The sequence below is a fragment of the Chryseobacterium sp. ON_d1 genome, from assembly GCF_006829085.1.
GTDB lineage: Bacteria > Bacteroidota > Bacteroidia > Flavobacteriales > Weeksellaceae > Chryseobacterium.
Map to the genome: position 1 here is coordinate 1 of NZ_BJTC01000010.1, position 20,356 is coordinate 20,356.

Sequence of the window (20,356 nt, forward strand, 5' to 3'; positions counted from 1 at the left end):
CCTGAGCCAGGATCAAACTCTCCATTGTATGTTTGTCTGACTCACTCAAAGTTTTTAACGCTTTAGTTTTTCCTTACTTGGTTGTTATATTGTATGTCAATGATCTTTATATCTTTCGCTTTTCACGAAGCAATCTCTCTGTCAGTGTCGCTCCGTATTTGCGAATGCAAAAGTAAAACTTTATTTCTTAATGACCAAATGTTTCTAAAGAAAATTTTAAAGTTTTTTAAGTAACCTTAATTCCTTTACTAACCCTCAATCATCCTACTCCTGCGCTCCCTTAATTGGGACTGCAAAGATACAAACTCTTTTTTATCCCGCAACTCTTTTTTAAAAAAAGTTTAAAGTTTTTTTCGCCTGTTTCTTTTTTGAAGTAATAATGTTTTTGCCTATCTAAAGGCTCTCCTGCGCTACTGATCTACTCTCGTTTTCAGTGGGGCAAAGATAACAACTTCATACAACGCAAAACAAGTTTATTTAACATAAATTTTACCGTTTCGTAATATTAAACCCTAAACCACTGAAAATAAGGAAGAAAAATTTAACTAACAAAAATTACTCAGTCCATTCTTTCCAATATGAACCATAAAAAACTGCTATAATTGATGTTTATGGGTTCTTTTCTTTATAGATTACGCTCAAAAATTCTGCATAAGACTTTTCAAGACCAATAATATCTCCCGATTTCAGGTTTAAACCTCCTACTCCTGAGTTATCGGATTTTACTTTTAAAGAAGAAACCTGGAAATACAGATTGTCATCATTCGCTTTTGGCTGAACTTTAACTGTAGACCCTAACAATTTTTTTGTTGAGATGGTATAGATTTCTCCCGGAACAATTTTTAATTTTAAAAACGATCTGGGCGAAATAGTATAATCTTTTCGGTTGACACTTATTTTCTGATCTTTTTCAGAAGAGGCAAATATATACATATCGCCATGTTTAGCAGCTAATTTTTCTTTGGGCGTATAGTATAAAGCAACTTTATAATTCGCAGCATTGAATGGCTGGGGTGTGCCGTCAATATTTTCGAAAGGCTTTAACTCAAACGTATTGGCACCGATCTCTTTTGCCTTTTTATATACTGAAGAAAATACAAGTGCATCATCTTTTGAAAATCCCTGTACTTCTATTTCTCCTAAATAAACAGCATCTGTAGCATCTTCTTTTCTGTAGAAGAATTTATCTGTGTTATCATTTGTCTTTTCCACCCTGGTCATATAAACATTCTGCGCGCTCCACAGCTGGATACATACTACAGAAAAGATGATTGCAATATTCTTCATATATATATTATTGATGTGAAAGTATTTCAACACATTCTTCAAGACTGTTTTCCCAATGCCTTGGTTCTATGTGATATGTTTCCTCTATTTTGTCCAGAGACATTGTACTTCTCGCTGGTCTTTTGGCAGGAGTGGGATACTGTTCGGTTGTTAAAGCATTTAATTTTATCGTTGATTTTGAGAACTCAGCAATTTTTTTTGCAAATTCAAACCAGGTCGTCTCCGGATAGTTTGAAAAATGGAAAATTCCATAGGTTTTTTGTGGAGCCTGAATGATCTCTATAATGGCTTCTGCCAAATCATTGGCATTAGTAGGCTGCCCGTACTGGTCAGCTACGATTCCCAACTCATCTTTCTGAGAGAACAGATTCAACATTGTTTTTACAAAATTCTTATTGAATTCAGAGTATAACCATGAAGTTCTCAGAATGATCGTTTTGGGATTAATTTCCAGAGCAAGCTCCTCTCCCTTTCTTTTTGATTCTCCGTAAACTCCTATAGGATTGGTAAAATCATCTTCAGAATAAGGAAGATTAGTGGTTCCATCAAAAACATAGTCCGTTGAAACATGAATCAGAGTAGATTTATAGTCTGCACAAGCCTGAGCAAGATGAGCTACTCCGCTTGCATTTACCGCAAAGGCTTTTTCTTTTTCTTTTTCTGCCAGATCAACCGCTGTATATGCAGAAGCATTGATGCAGTAATCAGGTTTGTTATCATAAAAAAAATCGTTCACCTGCTCTTCATTGGTAACATCTAAGGTGGATGAATCTGTAAATAAGAATTCATATTGATGTTCAAAATCAGGAGCTATCTTTTTTATACAGTTTCCTAATTGCCCGTTACTACCTATTACTGCTATTTTCTTCATTTATTTATTATTTAATTTAATTGGAACCTCAATAAGAAATGGATCTAAGAGTTTTTAGCATTTTGGGTTCTCAAGAACTTCACTCTTGACTGGAAGTCTTTCTGAATAAGATCTACATAGAATTTATCAAAAATTCCTTTGATTTCTTCCGGATGCACTTCAGATTTTCTTGTTTTAACATTGAAATAAATAACAGTCACCCAAAGTACAGCATGAATTGTTTTTTCATCCAGGCTTTTCATCAGGATTTCGACTTTTGCCGTTCTGTCCTGTACATCGATGGTTTTGCTGCTGATTACTACCTGAGTGTTGTATCTTACTTCTTTTAGGTAGGCGATTTCATTTTGAATTGCAATCCATGTACAGCCTGTTTTCTTGGTATATTCTTCGTAGGTAAAACCATAAAATGTTTCTACATGATCCTCTCTGGCATTGAACATATAATCAAGATATTTCACATTATTCAAATGTCCTATCGGATCACAGTCACTAAACCTCACTTTTACCGTGGTTGATACTTCTTTTTCCATTCCGCAAAAATAAAAAAACCACCTCTAAAAGAGGTGGTTAGTTTTATAAATCTTTGTTAATTTGCCGAAATTATTGAATTCCTAGTTCTTTTTTTACAGCAGCAGTAGCATCTGGTCCTGCTTTATAAAGGAATGCCGTTGAGTTTGCATCCATAATGTAGTCATAACCGTTAGCTTTAGCTACTTTTTCTACAGCATCATTTAATTTCTTTTCAATAGGTCCGAAAGCTACATCCTGCTTAGACTGCAGATCTTTTTGAGCTTTGTCCTGCATTTGCTGGATTTCATCTGCTAATTTTTTCATCTCCTCTTCTCTTGCTTTGTTTTCATCAGCTGTTTTTTTAGGAGCTTCTGTCTGATATTGCTGATATTTAGTCTGAGCAGCGTCTGCTTTTTTCTTAATCTCAGCTTGTTTAGTATCTAAGAATGTTTTTAGATCAGCATCTGCTTTCTTTTTCTCCGGCATAGCGTTAAGAACTCCCATTACATCTAAAGTAGCAATTTTTTGAGCTTTTGCCATACCTACAGATACAACCATCATTACTGCTGCAAATAATACACTTAATTTTTTCATAACTGGTAAATAAATAATTTAATTTGTTTTTAGATTTTAAAATATAGCAAAAGTTAATTTTAAAATTATTTTTTGCTTTTGCTATTTGTTTTTTCCTTCTTATCTGTTCCTTTTAACAGAATAGATAATACTTTTTCGGTATAATCATACTTTGACTGAAGGAAAATAACACTAATGTTATTGCTTTTATCAAGAACTATGCCCAAGCCGTTTTTTTCGGACATTGTTTTGATGGCTCCCCAGATCTGGTCCTGAAAAGGCTGCACCAGATTGGTTCTCAGTTTTGTGATTTCACCGTTAGCTCCAAAACGTAAGCTTGTTGTCGTTTTAATATTTTTATCAAGGTCCGTTACTTCTTTTTCTCTAAGTTTAAGCTGGTCCCCTATCAATAAAACTTTTTCACTCTCAAAAGCAGCCTTTTTTCTTTCATATTCAGATTGAAGGCTTTGAAGTTCAGATTCCCAGGTATCGATCTGAGAATTTAATCTTGCTTCAGCTTCTTTATACTGAGGTAATTTATTCAAAATTTCATTAGTATCCACTACTCCTATTTTCTGAGCATTGCCCAATCCGAAAATCAGAAGTAATATGAATATGAAAGTTATTTTAAAGTGCTTCATATTTGTAATTATAATGTTTGGTTCATCAAGAAGTGGTTACGCCATCCGGACTTGTCACCTGACAATGTTTTATCAAGACCAAGCGCGAAGTCAAATCCGATTAATCCAAATGCTCCCATATAAACCCTTACTCCTACACCGACTGATCTTTTCAACTGGAACGGGCTGTAAGTACTCCATGAATTCCATACGTTACCTCCTTCAGCAAATGTCAATGCATAAATTTTTGCAGTCTGGCTCATTGAGATCGGGTATCTTAATTCTAAGGTAAATCTGTTATAGATGGTACCTCCTCCTTTCTGGGTAATATCTTCTGCCTGACCTCCTTCTGTGGTGGCATTTTCGTACCCTCTTAAAGGAATCAATTCTCTACCGTCATATCTTCCTCCGAAAAGTCCTGTACCTCCCATATAGAATCTTTCAAATGGCGGTGCTCCCAGTTTACTGTTATATCCGTCCATGAATCCCATTTCAGCAGATGATCTCAGCACAAGTTTTCCGATGATTTCATTGTAAACATCTGCTTTAAACTTGATTTTATAGAACTCCATCCACTTGTACTTGTCAATTGGTGACATCGTAGAGTAATCTTTACTTTTAAATAAAGAGTACGGAGGAGTCAGTTTTGCTGAAAGCTCTATATTGGATCCCATTGTCGGGAAGATCGGGTCAATACCTGCTGAGTTTCTGCTCAGCCCCAAATTGACACTGAAGTTATTGGCTGTACCATTATATTCTGTAGTATCACCAAACTGGAACGGATAATTGTTGAAGTCATACTTCTGGAACTGTAATCCTGTATACAGGGAGAAGTAATCATCAGGCCAGTTCAATAATCTGTTCAATCCTGCTGATGCAGAGAAAATGTTCAATTTTTGAGCACTTCCATATTGGTCTGTATATCTTACTCTTGAGTTGTTCAAACTTACAGAGAGAGCAGTTGCCCTTGTACCGAATAACCAAGGTTCCGTGAATGATACTCCATAGTTCTGGAAGTACTGTCCTGCCTGTACCTGAATAGAGAAAGTCTGTCCGTCTCCCTGAGGTACCGGTTTGAAATCTTTGAACTTAAGGAAGTTCTTTAATGAAAAGTTATTAAATGTAAGTCCTAAAGTCCCAATAAAGCTGTTACCACCGTAACCTGCCTGCAGCTGTACCTGAGAAGATCCTTTTTCTACCAGTTTCCAGTTGATATCTACAGTATTATCCTGCTGATTGGGTTGGATATCCTGTCCAATCTGCTGGGGATCAAAGAATGACATCCCTGCAAGATCGAAATATGTTCTTTTAATTTCTGTTTTCTTGAATAATTCTCCCGGTTTTGTTCTCAGTGCTCTAAGAATTACGTGGTCATGGGTAGTTGTATTTCCCTGCCATGTTACTTTATTCCAGGTAGCCTGCTCTCCTTCATTAATTCTTACTTCAAGGTTTACGGCATCTCCTGATACTGATTTTTCAACAGGTGTTACGTTGGAGAAAAGGTAACCATTGTTCATATAAACAGATTTGATATCTGAATCGTCTTCTTTACCTCCGTCTTCTCCTACTTTTTTGTTGAAACCTACAGCATCGTAGATATCTCCTTTTTTATATCCAAGTAATCGCTGTAAATATTCTGTAGCGTATACTGTATTTCCCGTGAATGTAATATCCCCGATATAATATTTTTTACCCTCGTTAAGCTTTACATTGATTTCGTAGTTATTTCTTTTGTTTCTCCAAACAGAATCAGAAACGATTTTCGCATCTCTGTATCCCAGGGAGTTGTAATAACTGATAAGGCTTTGCTTATCCTCCTGATATTTATCTTCAATGAATTTTGAGGATTTCAGAATCCCGCCGATACCGAAACGTTTTTGTTTTGTTTCTTTGAAAGCTTTGTTTCTAAGCTTTCTATCGGAAACATTTTCGTTCCCTTCGAATTCAATATGGTCAATTTTAATTCTTTTCCCTTTATCTACATTAATTGTCCAGTCTACTAAGGCAGGATCTCCTGCATTTACTTTATCCTGGATACTGATTTTGGCATCTGCAAAACCTTTTTTAATATAATCTTTAGGAACATTGGTTTTAAGGCTTGAAACCAGGTTTTGAGTAATTTTGGTTCCAGGTTTAAGGTTGTTATCCTTTGCCAGTTTTTCACTTTTAGATTTACCGATTCCTTTCCCTGTAAATTTTACTTCTCCAAGTTCCTTCAGATCCTGCAGGTAAAATTTCAGAACGATTGTCTGTCCTTCAATGCTTTGAACATAAACTTCCACCTCAGAAAAAGATTGGGTATCCCAAAGCTTTTTTACAGCATTGCTGATTTTCTGTCCCGGAATGTCTACACTCTCTCCCTTTGTAAGGCCCGTAAATCTTAAGATCTGAGCTGGTGTATATTTTTTTACCCCATCTACAACGATGTCTTTAAGTGTGTAAGTACCTGCCTCATTTTCTGCATGTACAGCATTATTTACTTTTGTGCTGTCTTGTGGAGTTACTTGTCCATAAAAATGTGCAGAAGCAGCAAACATAATGATGGGTAATAGTCTAAACTTCATTTTATCGAGTCTTTCTTTTCTTAAAATTTTATTGGCCTTTTACTTGCTCACCGGTTAAACCGTATCTTCTCTCTTTGTTTTGATAATCAACAATACATTGAAAGAAAATATCTTTGGTAAAATCCGGCCACAGAACATTTAAAAACTGTAATTCTGCATAAGCGATCTGCCAAAGCAGGAAATTGCTTATTCTTATTTCACCGCTGGTTCTGATCAGTAAATCTACAGGAGGAAAATCTTTTGTATACAGATAACTTTCAAATAAACTTTCGTTAATATCTTCCAGCTCTACTTTTCCTTCTTTTACATCAGAACTTATATTTTTAACGGCTTCCAGTATTTCATTTTGTGAGCCATAGCTTATCGCCAATACAAGGTTTCCTTTTGTGTTTTCTTTTGTAAGTTCTACTACACGTTCCAGCTGCTCTCTTACTAATGGGGGAAGTTTTTCCAGATTCCCTATCACATGCATTCTCAATCCTTTGCTGAAGATCTCTTCTGCTTCAAGCAGCAAGGTTTCTACCAACAGATTCATCAGGGTATTCACTTCTTCTGCCGGACGGCTCCAGTTTTCTGAAGAGAATGTATACAGTGTTAAGTAAGGGATATTGATCTCATTACAGGCATTAATGGCATTCCTTACTGCATTAATGGCATTTTTGTGACCGAAAGTTCTTTCTTCGCCACGAGATTTTGCCCATCTTCCATTACCATCCATAATGATGGCTACGTGTTTCGGTAAATTCTCAGAATTTATTTTATCTTTAATCAACGACATATTATTCACAATAACATGGAGGTCTTCCGAACGAATACGTCAGTCCTAAGCTGAATGTATTGATCCAGTCATTGGATCTGTCATCTCCAATATTTCTCTTTTTAATAAACTCTGCTTCTCTTTCTTTAGAAACTGCATAGTAATTTCCAGACTGTAATAATGAACCACCGGTAGCAGGGTCCAAGATATCAGCATTAAAAGAAGTTTTTACATCTTTGGAAAGGATCTTACTGTGATCCAACTGATCCGTCAATGTATATCTGAACGTAGCTTCTGCAAATATAGCCCAGGAATGGTTGAATTTATACTTCAGACCGACACCAAAAGGGATATGCATAGTTACTTTTTTTCCCAATGAATAATTTGTTGTAGTGGTAAAATCCAATTCATTGATCGGAGCCTGTGCTACACCATCGGCATCTCTTCTGAAATCATTCATAAGTGTAGCTTTCGGCGCATCAAACATCAAAGCACCAACACCTCCGAAGATGTAAGGGCTTAGCATGCTGATCTGCTCATTATTGACAGGGAAAAAGTTATATTCAAACATTAAACTCGCCTCATACACATTGTTTTTTCCGTATGAGTTTCTATTTCTTCTGTAATCTTCCTTTGCCGCTTTATCGCTAAACTGAATCTGGTTATATCCTAAATCCAACCTAACGGTCTGATGCGGGTTAAAATTAAATCTATATAATAAACCACCATAAAATGGGACACCCCAATCTGACGTTCTGCTTAAATCCAACGGCTTTTGTAAAATATAATTTGTCCTTCCTACATCTCCCACTAGGTTACTCATACCTAGACGAACTCCCAATTCGTTTCTTTGTGCTTTGACACTTACCACTCCAAGGAAGGCAAGGAAGCTAAACAATAATTTTTTATTCATAAAAGAATATGGATTTATGGTTATTTTAAAATTTAATTTTTGCAAATATAAAACATTTTTATATTAATGATAATCTTAATGTTTAGTTAAAAATAAACAAAAAAACATAATTTGTTATAAAGTAAACGGCAAAGTGGCAAAAATATTCTTTTTTTCATAGAATGAAAATATAATAAATATGAAAAAACCCCCATTAAATGAGGGTTTAATGCTTTATTTTTTATTAAATAACACCCGTACTTTATTTCTGATTCTTATCAACAATGGCTCTTTATAATTTTTATCTTCATCAAAATAGCCGTAACCATAACCGTAACCGTAGCCATAACCGTAGCCATAACCATATCCCTGTTTTGTATTATAGTCATTATAAATAAGGCCCAGATTGTCAATTTCATCATTATGATATTTTTCCGTAATCATTTTCAGCATATACTTTTCTGTGTATTCATGGCGTACAACATAAAGATTAGCATCAGAAAGCTTCATCAGTTCATATGAATCTGCTACCAATCCTACCGGTGGTGAATCTATAATAATAAAATCGTATTTTTCTTTAAGTTCTTCTATAAATTTGATATTTCTCTGGCTCATTAAAAGCTCAGAGGGGTTTGGCGGGATGGGCCCCGAAGTAGCAACATCCAGATTAGGGATTTTTGTTTTGTTTACAATCTGATCAATTCCCACTTCACCCGTAAGGTAATTTGATATCCCATATTTATTATCAATCTTAAAATCTCCAAAGATTTTCGGTTTTCTAAGATCCATACCCAGCAAGATTGTTTTTTTGTCACTCAACCCTATAACTGAAGCTAAATTGATGGAAATATATGTTTTACCTTCTCCTCCTATGGATGATGTAATCAAAATGACTTTACCTTTCTCATTTTCATTATCCATGAGAAATCTCATATTTGCCCGTATTCCCCTAAAAGCTTCAGATACCGATGATTTTGGCTGCTCCAAAACGGTAAGCATATTTTCATTACTGTTATTTCCAATGACCCCAAGAAGCGGAATTTTCGTAGCACTTAAGAGTTCTTTGATATTCCTTATTTTGTTATCCAATACTTCTCCAACAAGGATAAATAACAACGGAAGCAGAAGCAGTCCTAAAATAATCACCGTCTTTGCCAGCTTTACATTAGGTCCTATAGGTCTTTGTCCTACATTTTTAGCAGGGTCAATTACTGTGATATCAGATTGATTGGTTGCCATTCTCATCTGTGTATCGCTCTGTCTACCCAAAAGACTGTTATAAGTGGCCTCAATCATATTATAACCTCTTTCTGCATCCAAATATCTTCTTTCTTTTTCAGGGTAAGAGGCTAAATCTGAGTTGGCTCCCGCTATTTCGCGGTCTATTTTATTGATTTCATCATAATATCTGTTGTAATAACCTCTCAGGCTATTGGATGATCCCATTCTCGCTTCATCAATCAGCCTGTTGATTTCTCTCATTGGTTCTGATGAAGGCTTGTAAATGGTAGCCATTTCTGCTTTTTTGGTATACAATGCTCTCAATTCAGAAACAGTGGCAGAGAAGACACCATCTTCAAAACCAGCAGCATTTGTTCCGATCATTTTGTCAAAATTCTGAGACTGAAGAGTATTTTTGATATTGTTAAGAGAACTGATTTTACTAATAATATCTGCTTTTTTTGCTTCCAGCTCTTTTATTCTTTCCAGAGATTTTTCGTCTCTGTCTTTAATATTATAAAGTTTTTCTGAAGTTTTCAGGTAATTCAGCACATTTGCACTTGAATCAAGTTTTTTACGGATATTACCAAGGTTTTCTTTTAAAAATACATCTGTATTTTTATTAACAATGTTTTTATCAGCCAGTCTCTTTTTCTGCAGTTCTGCAACGGATTTGTTCAGGAAATTAACCGTACTGTTAAGATTATACCCTTTTTTGGTAATAATCATAATAGATCTGATTTCTTTATCAAAATCTACCCCGGTTGTAGATACAATTTCATCTACACTCTGATTCACAGAGTTCAGGCTTATAATGATATTATCCAGCTTGATTTTAGTGGGAACGGGGTTTTTAAGCAATCTGAATCTAAGATTGGGAGAGTTATACCATTCATTGATCTTTATCACTTTATTAGCCGGTCTGCTGTAAGGGCTGATGCTTTGGAATCCTTCAACTTCATAATTATATAAGCTTGTAGACTCACCTTCATCAGGCAAAACCACCTCATAGGCCCCATTATCTTTGGGAATCAAAGTAATAGGATAATTGATCTGCTGAAGATGGCCTCTGTCTATCTGAAGAAAAACAGGGGAATCATCTTTGTCCAGGTAAGTAGATTTTATAAGTCCTTTGGTAGAATAGTTCACAAAAAGATCCAATTCTTTTACCAGGAACTCATTATGAGATCTGGATAGGAGCATTTTTTTCAGATAAAGCCCATCCTGATTTCCTGTATCACCCCAAATGAAATTAATAGACTGATTGGATTGGGTTGGCAGGAATTCTGACCCTTTGCTGGAAGTACTTAGTGATAAATCCGACGCATAAATATTTTGTGCATAATATTTACTGTATATCCAGGCAATGGCATAGCCTATAAAAAACATGAACACAAACCAGTACCAGTTTTTAAGAATTCTTCTTAAAAAGTGTTCTATGTCAAATAATGCGAACGACCCATACTTGTCTTTCTGAGAATTTTTCTCTGCAGCGGTTACTTTTTCTGGAATCATGACTATAGATTTTTAAGAAGTAAATAAATAGACAATGCAGTAGTAATCACTGAAACTCCGGTAGTCAAAGTCTGAATCGGATCTTTACCGAATCCATTCAAGCTTTTCGCTCTTGTGTTCAGATAAATTTCATCTCCGTTCTGGATATAATAAAAAGGGGAATTCATAAGATCTTCCCGGGTAAGGTCTATTTTGGCAATTTTGATTCCTTCCGGGAGCTTTCTGTGAATAACGATCTCTCTCTTATCAATGGTTCTGTTCAATCCTCCATTAATGGCCAGTGCCTCGGTAATGGTAAGCGTATTTTTATGAACCACCTTTTCTCCGGAAAGCCCTGTGGTTTCAACATCCCCCAGAATATAATAAGTAATACCGTCTATATTCAGTCGTACTTCAGATTTTCCTTCCTGGAAGTTTTCATTTACTTTTTCCTGTATTTCTTTTGAAATATCATCAAGGGTTCTTCCTTCAGCTTTGACATAGCCAATTCCAAAAACATTGATTTCCCCATTGCCGTCAACTTTCAGACCATTGAAATAAAAATTCATATTTCCTCCCCTGCTTCCTCCGGAATTAATACCGGCTGATCCTGCTACACTCCCTCCGCCAGAAATCGCAGAACTTGTTACACTTCCGCCGGCTATTCCACCGGAAGTATTGTAAGAGGAATAAAATTGTGCAGCATCTCCTTTGGGAGTTGTCACAATATTAAGATTAAGGATATCATTTTTAGTAATTCTGTATACAGGAATGTTGTAGGGAACAAGACCTTCTTCATTAATCACAAGGCTTTCACTTGGCTGTAAATATCTTACATCCTTTGTTGTGATACATGAGGTAACTAAAAGAGGGAATATTAGAAATAAATATTTAAAGTTCTTCATCATATATAATATTGTTTACAAAAGTAATATTTAATTGTTAATTTTTGTTATTTCTTAACCGATATAGCAAATCCGGGAGGTAAGCACCGAAAAATCCTAATAAAATAATCACCAATAATAAAAGATTGACATTCATGTGTCTTAAGTAATAAGCTACCCCTACAATCATCAGATAATAAAGAATAATATAAAAAGTAGCTCTTCTGTGAGTAAGATCCAGCTTAAGCAACTTATGGTGAATATGGTTTTTATCGGCGTCGAATGGTGATTTCTTGTTGTAAAGCCTGATCATAATTACATTCAATGTATCTACAATCGGAAGAATAAGAATAGCCACAGCTACTACAGGAGCAGACTGCAGATGATATCTTGGCACATCTGCCAGTTTTTTATCTATAAAAATATCTATAAAACAAATGGAAGTAAAGGCAAGTAAAAAACCAAGCAGCATAGACCCCGTATCTCCCATAAATATTTTACGGGTCCTGTAATTGGACAGATTATAATAGAGAAATGCCAGCACTGTCCCGATAATAACCACAGACAATACGACCAGCGGATAATTATATTCTCCCAACCGATAATAGCTTATTCCAAATAAGGCACTGCAGATGACGGAATATCCACCGGCCAATCCATCTATCCCATCTATCAGATTGAAAGCATTGATCAGGATAATAAAAGTAATAATACTGAATATCACACTTACAAAATACTCCAGCTCATAAACCCCGAATATTCCAAATAAACTTCTGATCCTGATATCTGAACCAATAACCACCAACGCGGAAACTACAATCTGTGCAACAAGCTTTTTATAAGCTCTCATCACCACAATATCATCCATCACTCCCACATACAGAAGGATAATCAGTGAGGCAAATAAAAATTTGTAGAGATCAAACAGCTCATAGGCAAAAATAGAAGCACAGATTCCTATCGAATAAAAGATAGCGATCCCACCTAAGTTAGGAATTTCTCTAAGGTGAGAGCTTCTTATTCCAGGCTCATCCATCAGATTTTTTCTTCTTGAAATCTTGACAATGGTAGGAATGGAGAAAAATGTAATTAAAAAGGAGAATACAAAGCCTAATCCTATTTTTATATAGAAAATAGGTATTCCCGATCCGCTTAAGAACAATTCAAAGTTTTTCATTCTTTCTTACTCAGCACTTGTATCCTGTGAATAAAAAATTATAACGCCGGCTGTTATCAAAAACCTCACTACTATTTTTTATTGACCGAAACAATAGTACTACATTTGTGTTTACTAAATCAGTTTTCTTATCAATTTTTTCTGTCCCGCAAAAAATAACAGATAAAAAATTTTTTTCTTCAAGGGCAAAGATAAAAGATAATTCTTACCAAAACGACTATACTTCAATATATCTTGAATTTTTATCTGTCTTTCTTTCATAAAAAGAACCAGCTGCTCAGACATTTCATAGAATATTTCTTCTTTTTTCACGAAGGCCAGATAGGCCAGAAACGAATATACTCCTTCAAAAATCTGAAAATTTTTCAGTTCTTCCTGTTTGCTGGCATATGGGGACTCTCTGAACACCTTTTCTACATCTGATACCGCTTTCAGCATATCAAGTCCTTTTTCTGTATGGGTCTTTGTAATAGAATCTGTACGTTCAAAGTACTGATAATGGAAACTCTGCGTCTGTGCTATAACATCACATTCCAGCAAAAGCTGTGGAATAAGCTGAATATCTTCAAAATGAATTCCTTTTTTAAATCTTTTCCGGTCAAAAAGTTCTTTTTTGAACAGCTTATTACATGCAAAGTAGCTGATATCAGAAAATACAGAAAAGTTACTTTCAAGGATAATTTTTTCAGGCATATTGGGAAGCTGAGTCAGTTTTTGGGTGACTTTTCCGTTTTCGTCCACTTTCTGAATATTACAGATCACCATTTTTGCATGATGTTTTTCTGCTAAAAGAAGCATTTCCTCAAACATATTTTCTGTGACATAGTCATCACTGTCCACAAATCCTATATAATCACCGGTCGCCCTATCAATCCCAAAATTACGGGCGTCGCTTAAACCTCCATTTTCTTTGGTAAAAGCTTTTATTTTATCCGGATATTTCTGAGCATATTCTGTAATGATTTTTTCAGAACGATCTTTACTTCCGTCATTCACAACAAGAATCTCAATATCCGGGAGACTTTGGTTTACCAGAGAGTCAAGGCATTTTGTCAGATAATTTTCTACATTGTAAACGGGAACAATAATGGATACTCTTGAGGGAACATTTGTCATACATTAAATTTTCGTCAGTCTTGCATTCAGCCATCCTTTTTTAGCTTCGTCAAAATCTTTTCTGGAACACGGAATGCAGTTTTCTATATTTTCATCATCACCAAAATACCACAAATTACTGAAAGTATCACGCCTGAATGCATACTGCCTGTCATCTATTAAAACATAGAACAGCTCATAATTTCTTTCTTTCGGATGAGAGTGCTGAATGTTGATCCCTTCAATCAGATACCATAACATCTGCGCTAAAAGCTGATGGTTCAGCTGGTTTTCCGAATAGATATTATAATTAAAGATCCCGACAGACTTCAGGTTTTCACTCAGTCCTATTTCCTTCATGTAGGCACAGATTTCTCTTCTGTTCAATCCGTTGACCTGTGGATTCATAGAAAAAGGCTCACTGAAACTTTCGACAGCATCACAGTTTACAGTCACCAGGTCTGCTTTTCTGAAGAAAGGCTCTGTTTTTTCTGTTGAGTTCATCATTTCAGCAAGACGGATAATATCAAATTCCACTTCTTTGATCAGTCTTACAGAATCCATTTCGTTCAAATGTTTCTGATAACCTAAATGATGATAATTTTTAATGGAAAAATTTTTGGCACCAAAAATTTTGCTTAAAAAGGTATGTTCATTGATTGTCTCTCCCTGCTGGAGAGAAATAATGTTACTGATCTGGGTATAATTGAGACTTTTCTTGTGAAAATTCAATGCTGAAAATAATGAAAAGGCAAAATCATTGGAACCTCCGATAATCACCGGAATAGCTCTTTTATAGTGACATGCTGACAGAACTTCCTGCAAGATATAGTGGGTATCCTGAACTGATTTTCCTGATACCAGATCTCCAAGATCTACTACAGGAATTTCAAAGTCCATTTGTGAGAGCTTGTAAAATTCTTTTCTTACTGCTGTAAAGTCCTGCACTTCCGCATCTCCACCAGCTCCTCTGTAATCTGACACAAACAAGAGAACAATGCTGTCCTCTCTGATATCTTTAGTAATCCGATTTCCTATCTGCCAGCTTTCTGTTTTGAAATTCCTTGGTGAAATGATAAAGTCTTCGAAATCCATATTTTAATTTGAAATGTAATAAATGATTAATTGCTTGATCTAACAAACTTACAAAAAAAGCCTTCCTGGAAGAAGACTTTTGGTAAGATAAGAATTATTTATCAATTATTTTTTTATAAATTTTGATACAACACTTCCTTTAATTGTTTTCATATCGATAAAATACAGCCCTGAAAGAAGACTACTTACATTAATCCCCCCTTCTGATAATTGAGTTTCCGAATACATTATTTTTCTGCCATTTGCGTCATATATAGCATAACCCATTATTTTATCAATTGATGTAACATTCAGAAAATCTTTAGCAGGATTTGGGTAGAGCCCTATTCTTTCCACTGCTGTTTCGGAGGTTTTCAGACTGCTTGCATTGAAAAAATATTTACGGGCAGTTCCTACATAACGAGTTTGCGCTCCATACCATATTGAATAAACCCCAAATAAAACGATTGAATTTCCATACAGTTCGAATCCTCCATTGTACACACTCTTATTCAGCATTTGTGGGGTAATGATTTTACCATTTAATCCAAAGGAGTTATCAAGATCTCCATTTTCATCCATCTTCAAAGCATAGGTATTGTACCAACCTGTTCCTGAAATCATAAAGCTGCCATCCGGAAGGCGAATCACTTTCATAGGAGTTGAATCAGATTGGACCGGAATAACACTAATTCCTGTATTTTTAAATGTTGTATCTAAAGTTCCGTTTGCATTCAGCCGATAGGTAATCAGTCCAAAACAATTACTTCCGTTACAAATACTTCCAGCAGTTAATCCCAATATTTTTCCATTATCCAAAAACATTAAATGAGCACTGCTGTTTACGTTCTGCCCTGGTGAATACAGAAAAGTACCTGCATTTCCGAAAGACATATCAAAACTACCGTTAGCCTGAAGCTTTGTAACCACGATCCTCTGATCACTCACTGCAACAATTTTCTGGCCAGCCATAAAGATTTCATTATTGTTATTTACGCTTACTTTTCTGTACCGATACGTAAACCCTAAAGCCAGTGTACCTCCGTTTCCAAAAGAAGCATCTACGGTTCCGTCTGGTAAAAGACGTACCAGGCTGTAATCTGAGCCGGAATTGGATGTTGTATATTTCAGAAGATAAATTCTTCCACTTTGATCTATATCTATATCTGCATAGGATGCAGATTGGGTGTAGGGAGTAAAATTATTGACAAAATTTCCATTTTCATCTATTTTTTGTACCCCTCCGAATCCTATATCCATGATAATATAATTACCATCGCCTGCAGGTTTTATACGACCATAGTTTTTCTGGGAAAAAAGCTTATATCCGGAACCATTGGAAAATGAAGTATCTAATATCCCATTAGAAGTAAAACGGGCAATGAAACTTACTCCTACTGCCAAAACTTTTCCATCAGGAAGTTTTGTTGTAGCCTGAATTTCCAGCCCTCCAGACATTTGACTGCCATTATAAAAAGCAAAATCGGTATACCCACCGCTTAAACCATACGTTGTGTCCAGCAGGTTTTCCTGTGCGAAGACATTCATAGTGATGAAAAGCCCTAAAACAGATAGAATTTTATACATAAGCCTCAATTTAAAATACATTTCAGGTTATTAGTTAGTTTTTAAACGGTCAAAGGTAGAGATTTCATCATAAAACTAATGAAAAAATTTTCCTACAATAATTATAAAGGAACCACGAATAAACAACATTAGCAGTTCCTTTATTCTGTTACATTTCTATTAGCAGCTGGAATTTCATTTTCACCAAAAGTTTCAGTATCCCAAAAAACCTATTCTGCCAAGGAAAATTATCATACAACAAGATTTTAAATTAAAATAATTTTTATTTTCAGGTGTCATTCATTTTTTTTACATCCTAAGACTTCAAAAACAAATCCGTCCCATATAGCATATGAGACGGATTTTATTCTAATCAGAAACGATTAATTAGCACTTTCCGAATGACTGGCTGATAATTGTTATTCCGGCTATATTAATATTAACTCTAATTCCTGTTGGGATCCCCCAGGTAGTACATATTGATAAACAAGCCTGACCCGCTGTTCCATTAGGAATACTTAATGGGATGCTAAAGCAATATTTCCCAAAACCTAACGGTAAATTGATACAGACTTTGTTATTCTCAACAGTAATTGATATACACTCTGCCGTTACAAGAAGATAACCGGCACTGGCATTCACCAGGCTTAAATCTGATTCTGCTCCTACCGCACGGCGACTTGCCTGGCTGTCATCGTGTGATCTTTTTGCTGCTTCTAATGCGTGTGAGATAGCTTCTTTGCTAAAATTAAATTCTGACATGATCTTATAGTTTTTGTTTTCTTACTCATATGGCTTTTCAGAATCCGCCCCGTTTTTAAAGTGGTTTCTGAACTCCACTCTCTGTAATATTACGATGTAAAACTACAGATTTAAAATACTGAATATCACAGTCTTAGTACTGTATTTTTCATTTACGTATTTATACTTAGAACTAAGCAATCATCGCCATCCGCAAGGTTAAATCCCTACAAAGAGAATTTAGTTAACTGTTATCATAGGTCTTTTTATATTTTTTAATGATTCTCAATGAAAAGCACTAGCCCATATAACCATCATTTAGCAGCCAGCTTTATAAAAGCAAAAAAGCACAGACTTTGTCTGCGCTTTCATATTGTATTAAAAACTATTTATTTCTTTTTGGCAGCGGTTTTCTTTACCGCTGTTGTTTTCTTTGTAGTAGCAGTTTTTTTAGCTGCTGGTTTTTTCTTTTCCGCAAAGGCTTTCGGATCCTGATCAGTAATCCATTTTTTAACCTCATCTAAAGAAATTTCTTTCAGTTCATCTGATTCATATTTTGTATCATCAGCTTTCTTTGGAATTTTGAACATTGCTTTTCCGAATTTGATGAAAGGACCCCATCTTCCGTTTTCAATGGAAATTTTTTCTTTTTCCCACTGTTGGATGTACCGGTTCGCCTCTTTTTCAAGTTTAGCATCAATCAGTTCATTGATATCACTCTGAGAAAGGTTTTCAAAATCATATCTCTTAGGAACATTTACGAAAATATCCCTGTACTTGATAAATGGCCCGAATCTTCCTGTACCTTTTGTTACGGGTTCCCCTTTATACGTTGCAATCGGAGCATCAGCAATTTTCTTTTCACTGATAATTTCCTCAGCACGTTTCTGATCTACAGAAAGCGGATCTTCACCTTTCGGAATACTGATATAAGTTTCTCCCCATTTTACATAAGGTCCAAATCTGCCCACTCCAACAGAAACCGGTTGTCCGTCAACTTCATTTAAGTCAAAAGGTAATTTGAACAATTCCAAAGCTTCTTCAAAAGTAATGGTTGCAATATTCTGTCCAGCCATTAAGGAGGCAAAGATCGGTTTTTCCTCATCATCTGTTTCTCCAATCTGGATCATTGCTCCAAATCTTCCGATTCTGGCATGTACATTTTTACCGGTCTTAGGATCTACTCCTAAAAGTCTGTCTCCTGTTGCACGGTCTGCATTTTCTTCTACGTCTTCAATTCTCGGGTGGAATTTTGAGTAGAAATTCGTCATCATCTCCTTCCATTTCTGATCACCGCTTGCAATTTCGTCAAAGCTTTCCTCCACTCTTGCTGTGAAACCATAATCAAGAATTTCTCTAAAGTTATCTGTTAAGAAATCATTGACAACTTCACCGATATCTGTAGGTACAAATTTATTTTTATCACCACCGAATTTCTCTTCAAGAACCACTTTTTTGATCTTGTCATTCAGCAGAGACATTTTGATTACTTCACGGGTTTGTGGTTCTATTTCTCTTTTATCCACATATTCCCTGTTCTGTATCGTCTGAATTGTAGGCGCATAAGTAGAAGGCCTCCCAATTCCCAGTTCTTCAAGTTTCTTCACCAATCCGGCTTCAGTATACCTTGCGCTTGGCCTTGTGAATTTTTCAGTGGCTGTTATAGATTTATAATTCAGGATCTCACCTACCTTTACTTTCGGAAGTAATTTTTCATTGTTTTCTTCATCATCGTCCTCCGCTTTTACAATTCCATAAGCTTTCAGGAAACCGTCGAATATAATAACCTCTCCCTGTGCTTCAAAATGATGCGGCAATGATGTATTGCCTATTTCAATCACTGTCTTTTCAATTTTGGCATTAGCCATCTGAGAAGCCAGTGTTCTTCTGTATATTAATTGATACAACCTGTTGAGCTGCGCATCTCCTATACTTTTCACTCCAAAATCCGTAGGACGGATGGCCTCGTGAGCTTCCTGTGCTGAAGCTGACTTTGTAGTATAGTTTCTCGGAGAAGAATATTCTGCTCCATATTCTGATACAATTTGTTTTTTCGCTCCTTCAATAGCTTCCTGCGAAAGATTCACAGAGTCTGTTCTCATATAGGTAATGAAACCCTCTTCGTATAGCCTCTGAGCCAGGCGCATCGTATTGGTTACGTTATATCCAAGTCTTGAAGAAGCTTCCTGTTGTAAAGTAGATGTTGTAAAAGGTGCTGAAGCCGAACGTGTACCTGGTTTGGTTTCAACATTCAGAACTTTAAATTCCGTAGTCCTGGACTGTTCCAGGAATTTTTCTGCTTCTTCCTCTTTTTCAAAGTCTTTTTTCAGCTTGGCAGCAATTTCCTGCTCAGCTTTATTTAAAAAGATCCCATCAAGCTTAAAACTTGCCTTTGGCGTAAACTCACGGATCTCCTTTTCTCTTTCAACAATCAGTCTTACCGCTACAGACTGTACCCTTCCTGCAGACAGTCCCGGTTTTACTTTCTTCCATAAAACGGGTGACATTTCAAAACCTACAATTCTGTCCAGCACTCTTCTTGCCTGCTGGGCATTCACCAAATTCTGATCAATATCTCTGGGATTGTCGATTGCTTTTAGAATGGCATTTTTAGTAATCTCATGGAAAACAATTCTCTTTCTGTTCTCAGGCTTCAGCTTCAGTTCATCCGCAAGATGCCATGCAATGGCCTCTCCTTCACGGTCCTCATCGGAAGCAAGCCATACCATATCTGCTTTCTTTACAGCGGCCTTTAATTCGGTTACCAATTTCTTTTTGTCTGCTGAAACTTCGTAATCAGGACTGAAGGTAGCAAGGTCTATCCCCATTCCTTTTTTAGGGAGATCCCGGATATGCCCGAAACTGGATTTCACTTCAAAATCCTTTCCTAAATATTTTTGAATAGTTTTTGCTTTAGCCGGGGACTCTACGATTACTAAATTTTTCGACATTCTAACTAAAAATTTTTGCAAAAGTAAAGCTTTTTTATTATATACTTTTTGTTAAACGGCTTTAATTTAACAAACAAAT

Annotated in this window: 16 protein-coding genes; all 16 read right to left on the reverse strand. The window is 35.8% G+C overall.

Going from position 1 to position 20,356, the window contains the following annotated elements:
• Window positions 1-609: 609 nt before the first annotated feature.
• A complete protein-coding gene (locus CRS_RS15930; RefSeq protein ID WP_142725014.1) occupies window positions 610-1,287 on the reverse strand; it encodes a hypothetical protein in 678 nt (225 codons plus the stop codon).
• Window positions 1,288-1,294: 7 nt separating this feature from the next.
• Window positions 1,295-2,158 (reverse strand): dTDP-4-dehydrorhamnose reductase, encoded by an 864-nt coding sequence (rfbD, locus tag CRS_RS15935; RefSeq protein WP_142725015.1) that lies wholly within the window; start codon window positions 2,156-2,158, stop codon window positions 1,295-1,297.
• A gap of 44 nt (window positions 2,159-2,202) precedes the next feature.
• A complete protein-coding gene (locus tag CRS_RS15940; RefSeq protein WP_142725016.1) occupies window positions 2,203-2,688 on the reverse strand; it encodes a thioesterase family protein in 486 nt (161 codons plus the stop codon).
• A 70-nt stretch (window positions 2,689-2,758) separates the two neighbouring features.
• Window positions 2,759-3,262: an OmpH family outer membrane protein gene (locus tag CRS_RS15945; protein WP_142725017.1), complete on the reverse strand. Its 504-nt coding sequence runs from the start codon at window positions 3,260-3,262 to the stop codon at window positions 2,759-2,761.
• Between the two features lie 65 nt (window positions 3,263-3,327).
• Window positions 3,328-3,882: an OmpH family outer membrane protein gene (locus tag CRS_RS15950; RefSeq protein ID WP_142725018.1), complete on the reverse strand. Its 555-nt coding sequence runs from the start codon at window positions 3,880-3,882 to the stop codon at window positions 3,328-3,330.
• Between the two features lie 8 nt (window positions 3,883-3,890).
• Entirely contained in the window at window positions 3,891-6,425 is a 2,535-nt protein-coding gene (bamA, locus tag CRS_RS15955) for an outer membrane protein assembly factor BamA (protein ID WP_142725019.1), read from the reverse strand.
• A gap of 28 nt (window positions 6,426-6,453) precedes the next feature.
• Window positions 6,454-7,203 carry an isoprenyl transferase gene (locus CRS_RS15960; protein ID WP_142725020.1) on the reverse strand — a complete coding sequence of 250 codons (750 nt, stop codon included), beginning with the start codon at window positions 7,201-7,203 and terminating at the stop codon, window positions 6,454-6,456.
• Between the two features lies 1 nt (window position 7,204).
• Complete coding sequence (locus tag CRS_RS15965) at window positions 7,205-8,095, reverse strand: DUF6089 family protein (protein WP_142725021.1); 891 nt, start codon at window positions 8,093-8,095, stop codon at window positions 7,205-7,207.
• Window positions 8,096-8,308: 213 nt separating this feature from the next.
• A complete protein-coding gene (locus tag CRS_RS15970) occupies window positions 8,309-10,810 on the reverse strand; it encodes a polysaccharide biosynthesis tyrosine autokinase (protein ID WP_142725022.1) in 2,502 nt (833 codons plus the stop codon).
• 2 nt (window positions 10,811-10,812) lie between these two features.
• Window positions 10,813-11,697: a polysaccharide biosynthesis/export family protein gene (locus CRS_RS15975; RefSeq protein ID WP_142725023.1), complete on the reverse strand. Its 885-nt coding sequence runs from the start codon at window positions 11,695-11,697 to the stop codon at window positions 10,813-10,815.
• Between the two features lie 34 nt (window positions 11,698-11,731).
• Window positions 11,732-12,850 carry a glycosyltransferase family 4 protein gene (locus CRS_RS15980; RefSeq protein ID WP_142725024.1) on the reverse strand — a complete coding sequence of 373 codons (1,119 nt, stop codon included), beginning with the start codon at window positions 12,848-12,850 and terminating at the stop codon, window positions 11,732-11,734.
• A gap of 114 nt (window positions 12,851-12,964) precedes the next feature.
• Window positions 12,965-13,966, reverse strand: a complete 1,002-nt coding sequence (locus tag CRS_RS15985) for a glycosyltransferase family 2 protein (protein ID WP_142725025.1) — start codon at window positions 13,964-13,966, stop codon at window positions 12,965-12,967.
• 3 nt (window positions 13,967-13,969) lie between these two features.
• Complete coding sequence (locus CRS_RS15990; protein ID WP_142725026.1) at window positions 13,970-15,040, reverse strand: formimidoylglutamase; 1,071 nt, start codon at window positions 15,038-15,040, stop codon at window positions 13,970-13,972.
• A gap of 105 nt (window positions 15,041-15,145) precedes the next feature.
• Entirely contained in the window at window positions 15,146-16,606 is a 1,461-nt protein-coding gene (locus tag CRS_RS15995; protein ID WP_172617094.1) for a T9SS type A sorting domain-containing protein, read from the reverse strand.
• A gap of 366 nt (window positions 16,607-16,972) precedes the next feature.
• Window positions 16,973-17,347 (reverse strand): hypothetical protein, encoded by a 375-nt coding sequence (locus tag CRS_RS16000; RefSeq protein WP_142725028.1) that lies wholly within the window; start codon window positions 17,345-17,347, stop codon window positions 16,973-16,975.
• Between the two features lie 368 nt (window positions 17,348-17,715).
• Window positions 17,716-20,277 carry a type I DNA topoisomerase gene (gene topA, locus CRS_RS16005; protein WP_142725029.1) on the reverse strand — a complete coding sequence of 854 codons (2,562 nt, stop codon included), beginning with the start codon at window positions 20,275-20,277 and terminating at the stop codon, window positions 17,716-17,718.
• Between the last annotated feature and the right edge of the window lie 79 nt (window positions 20,278-20,356).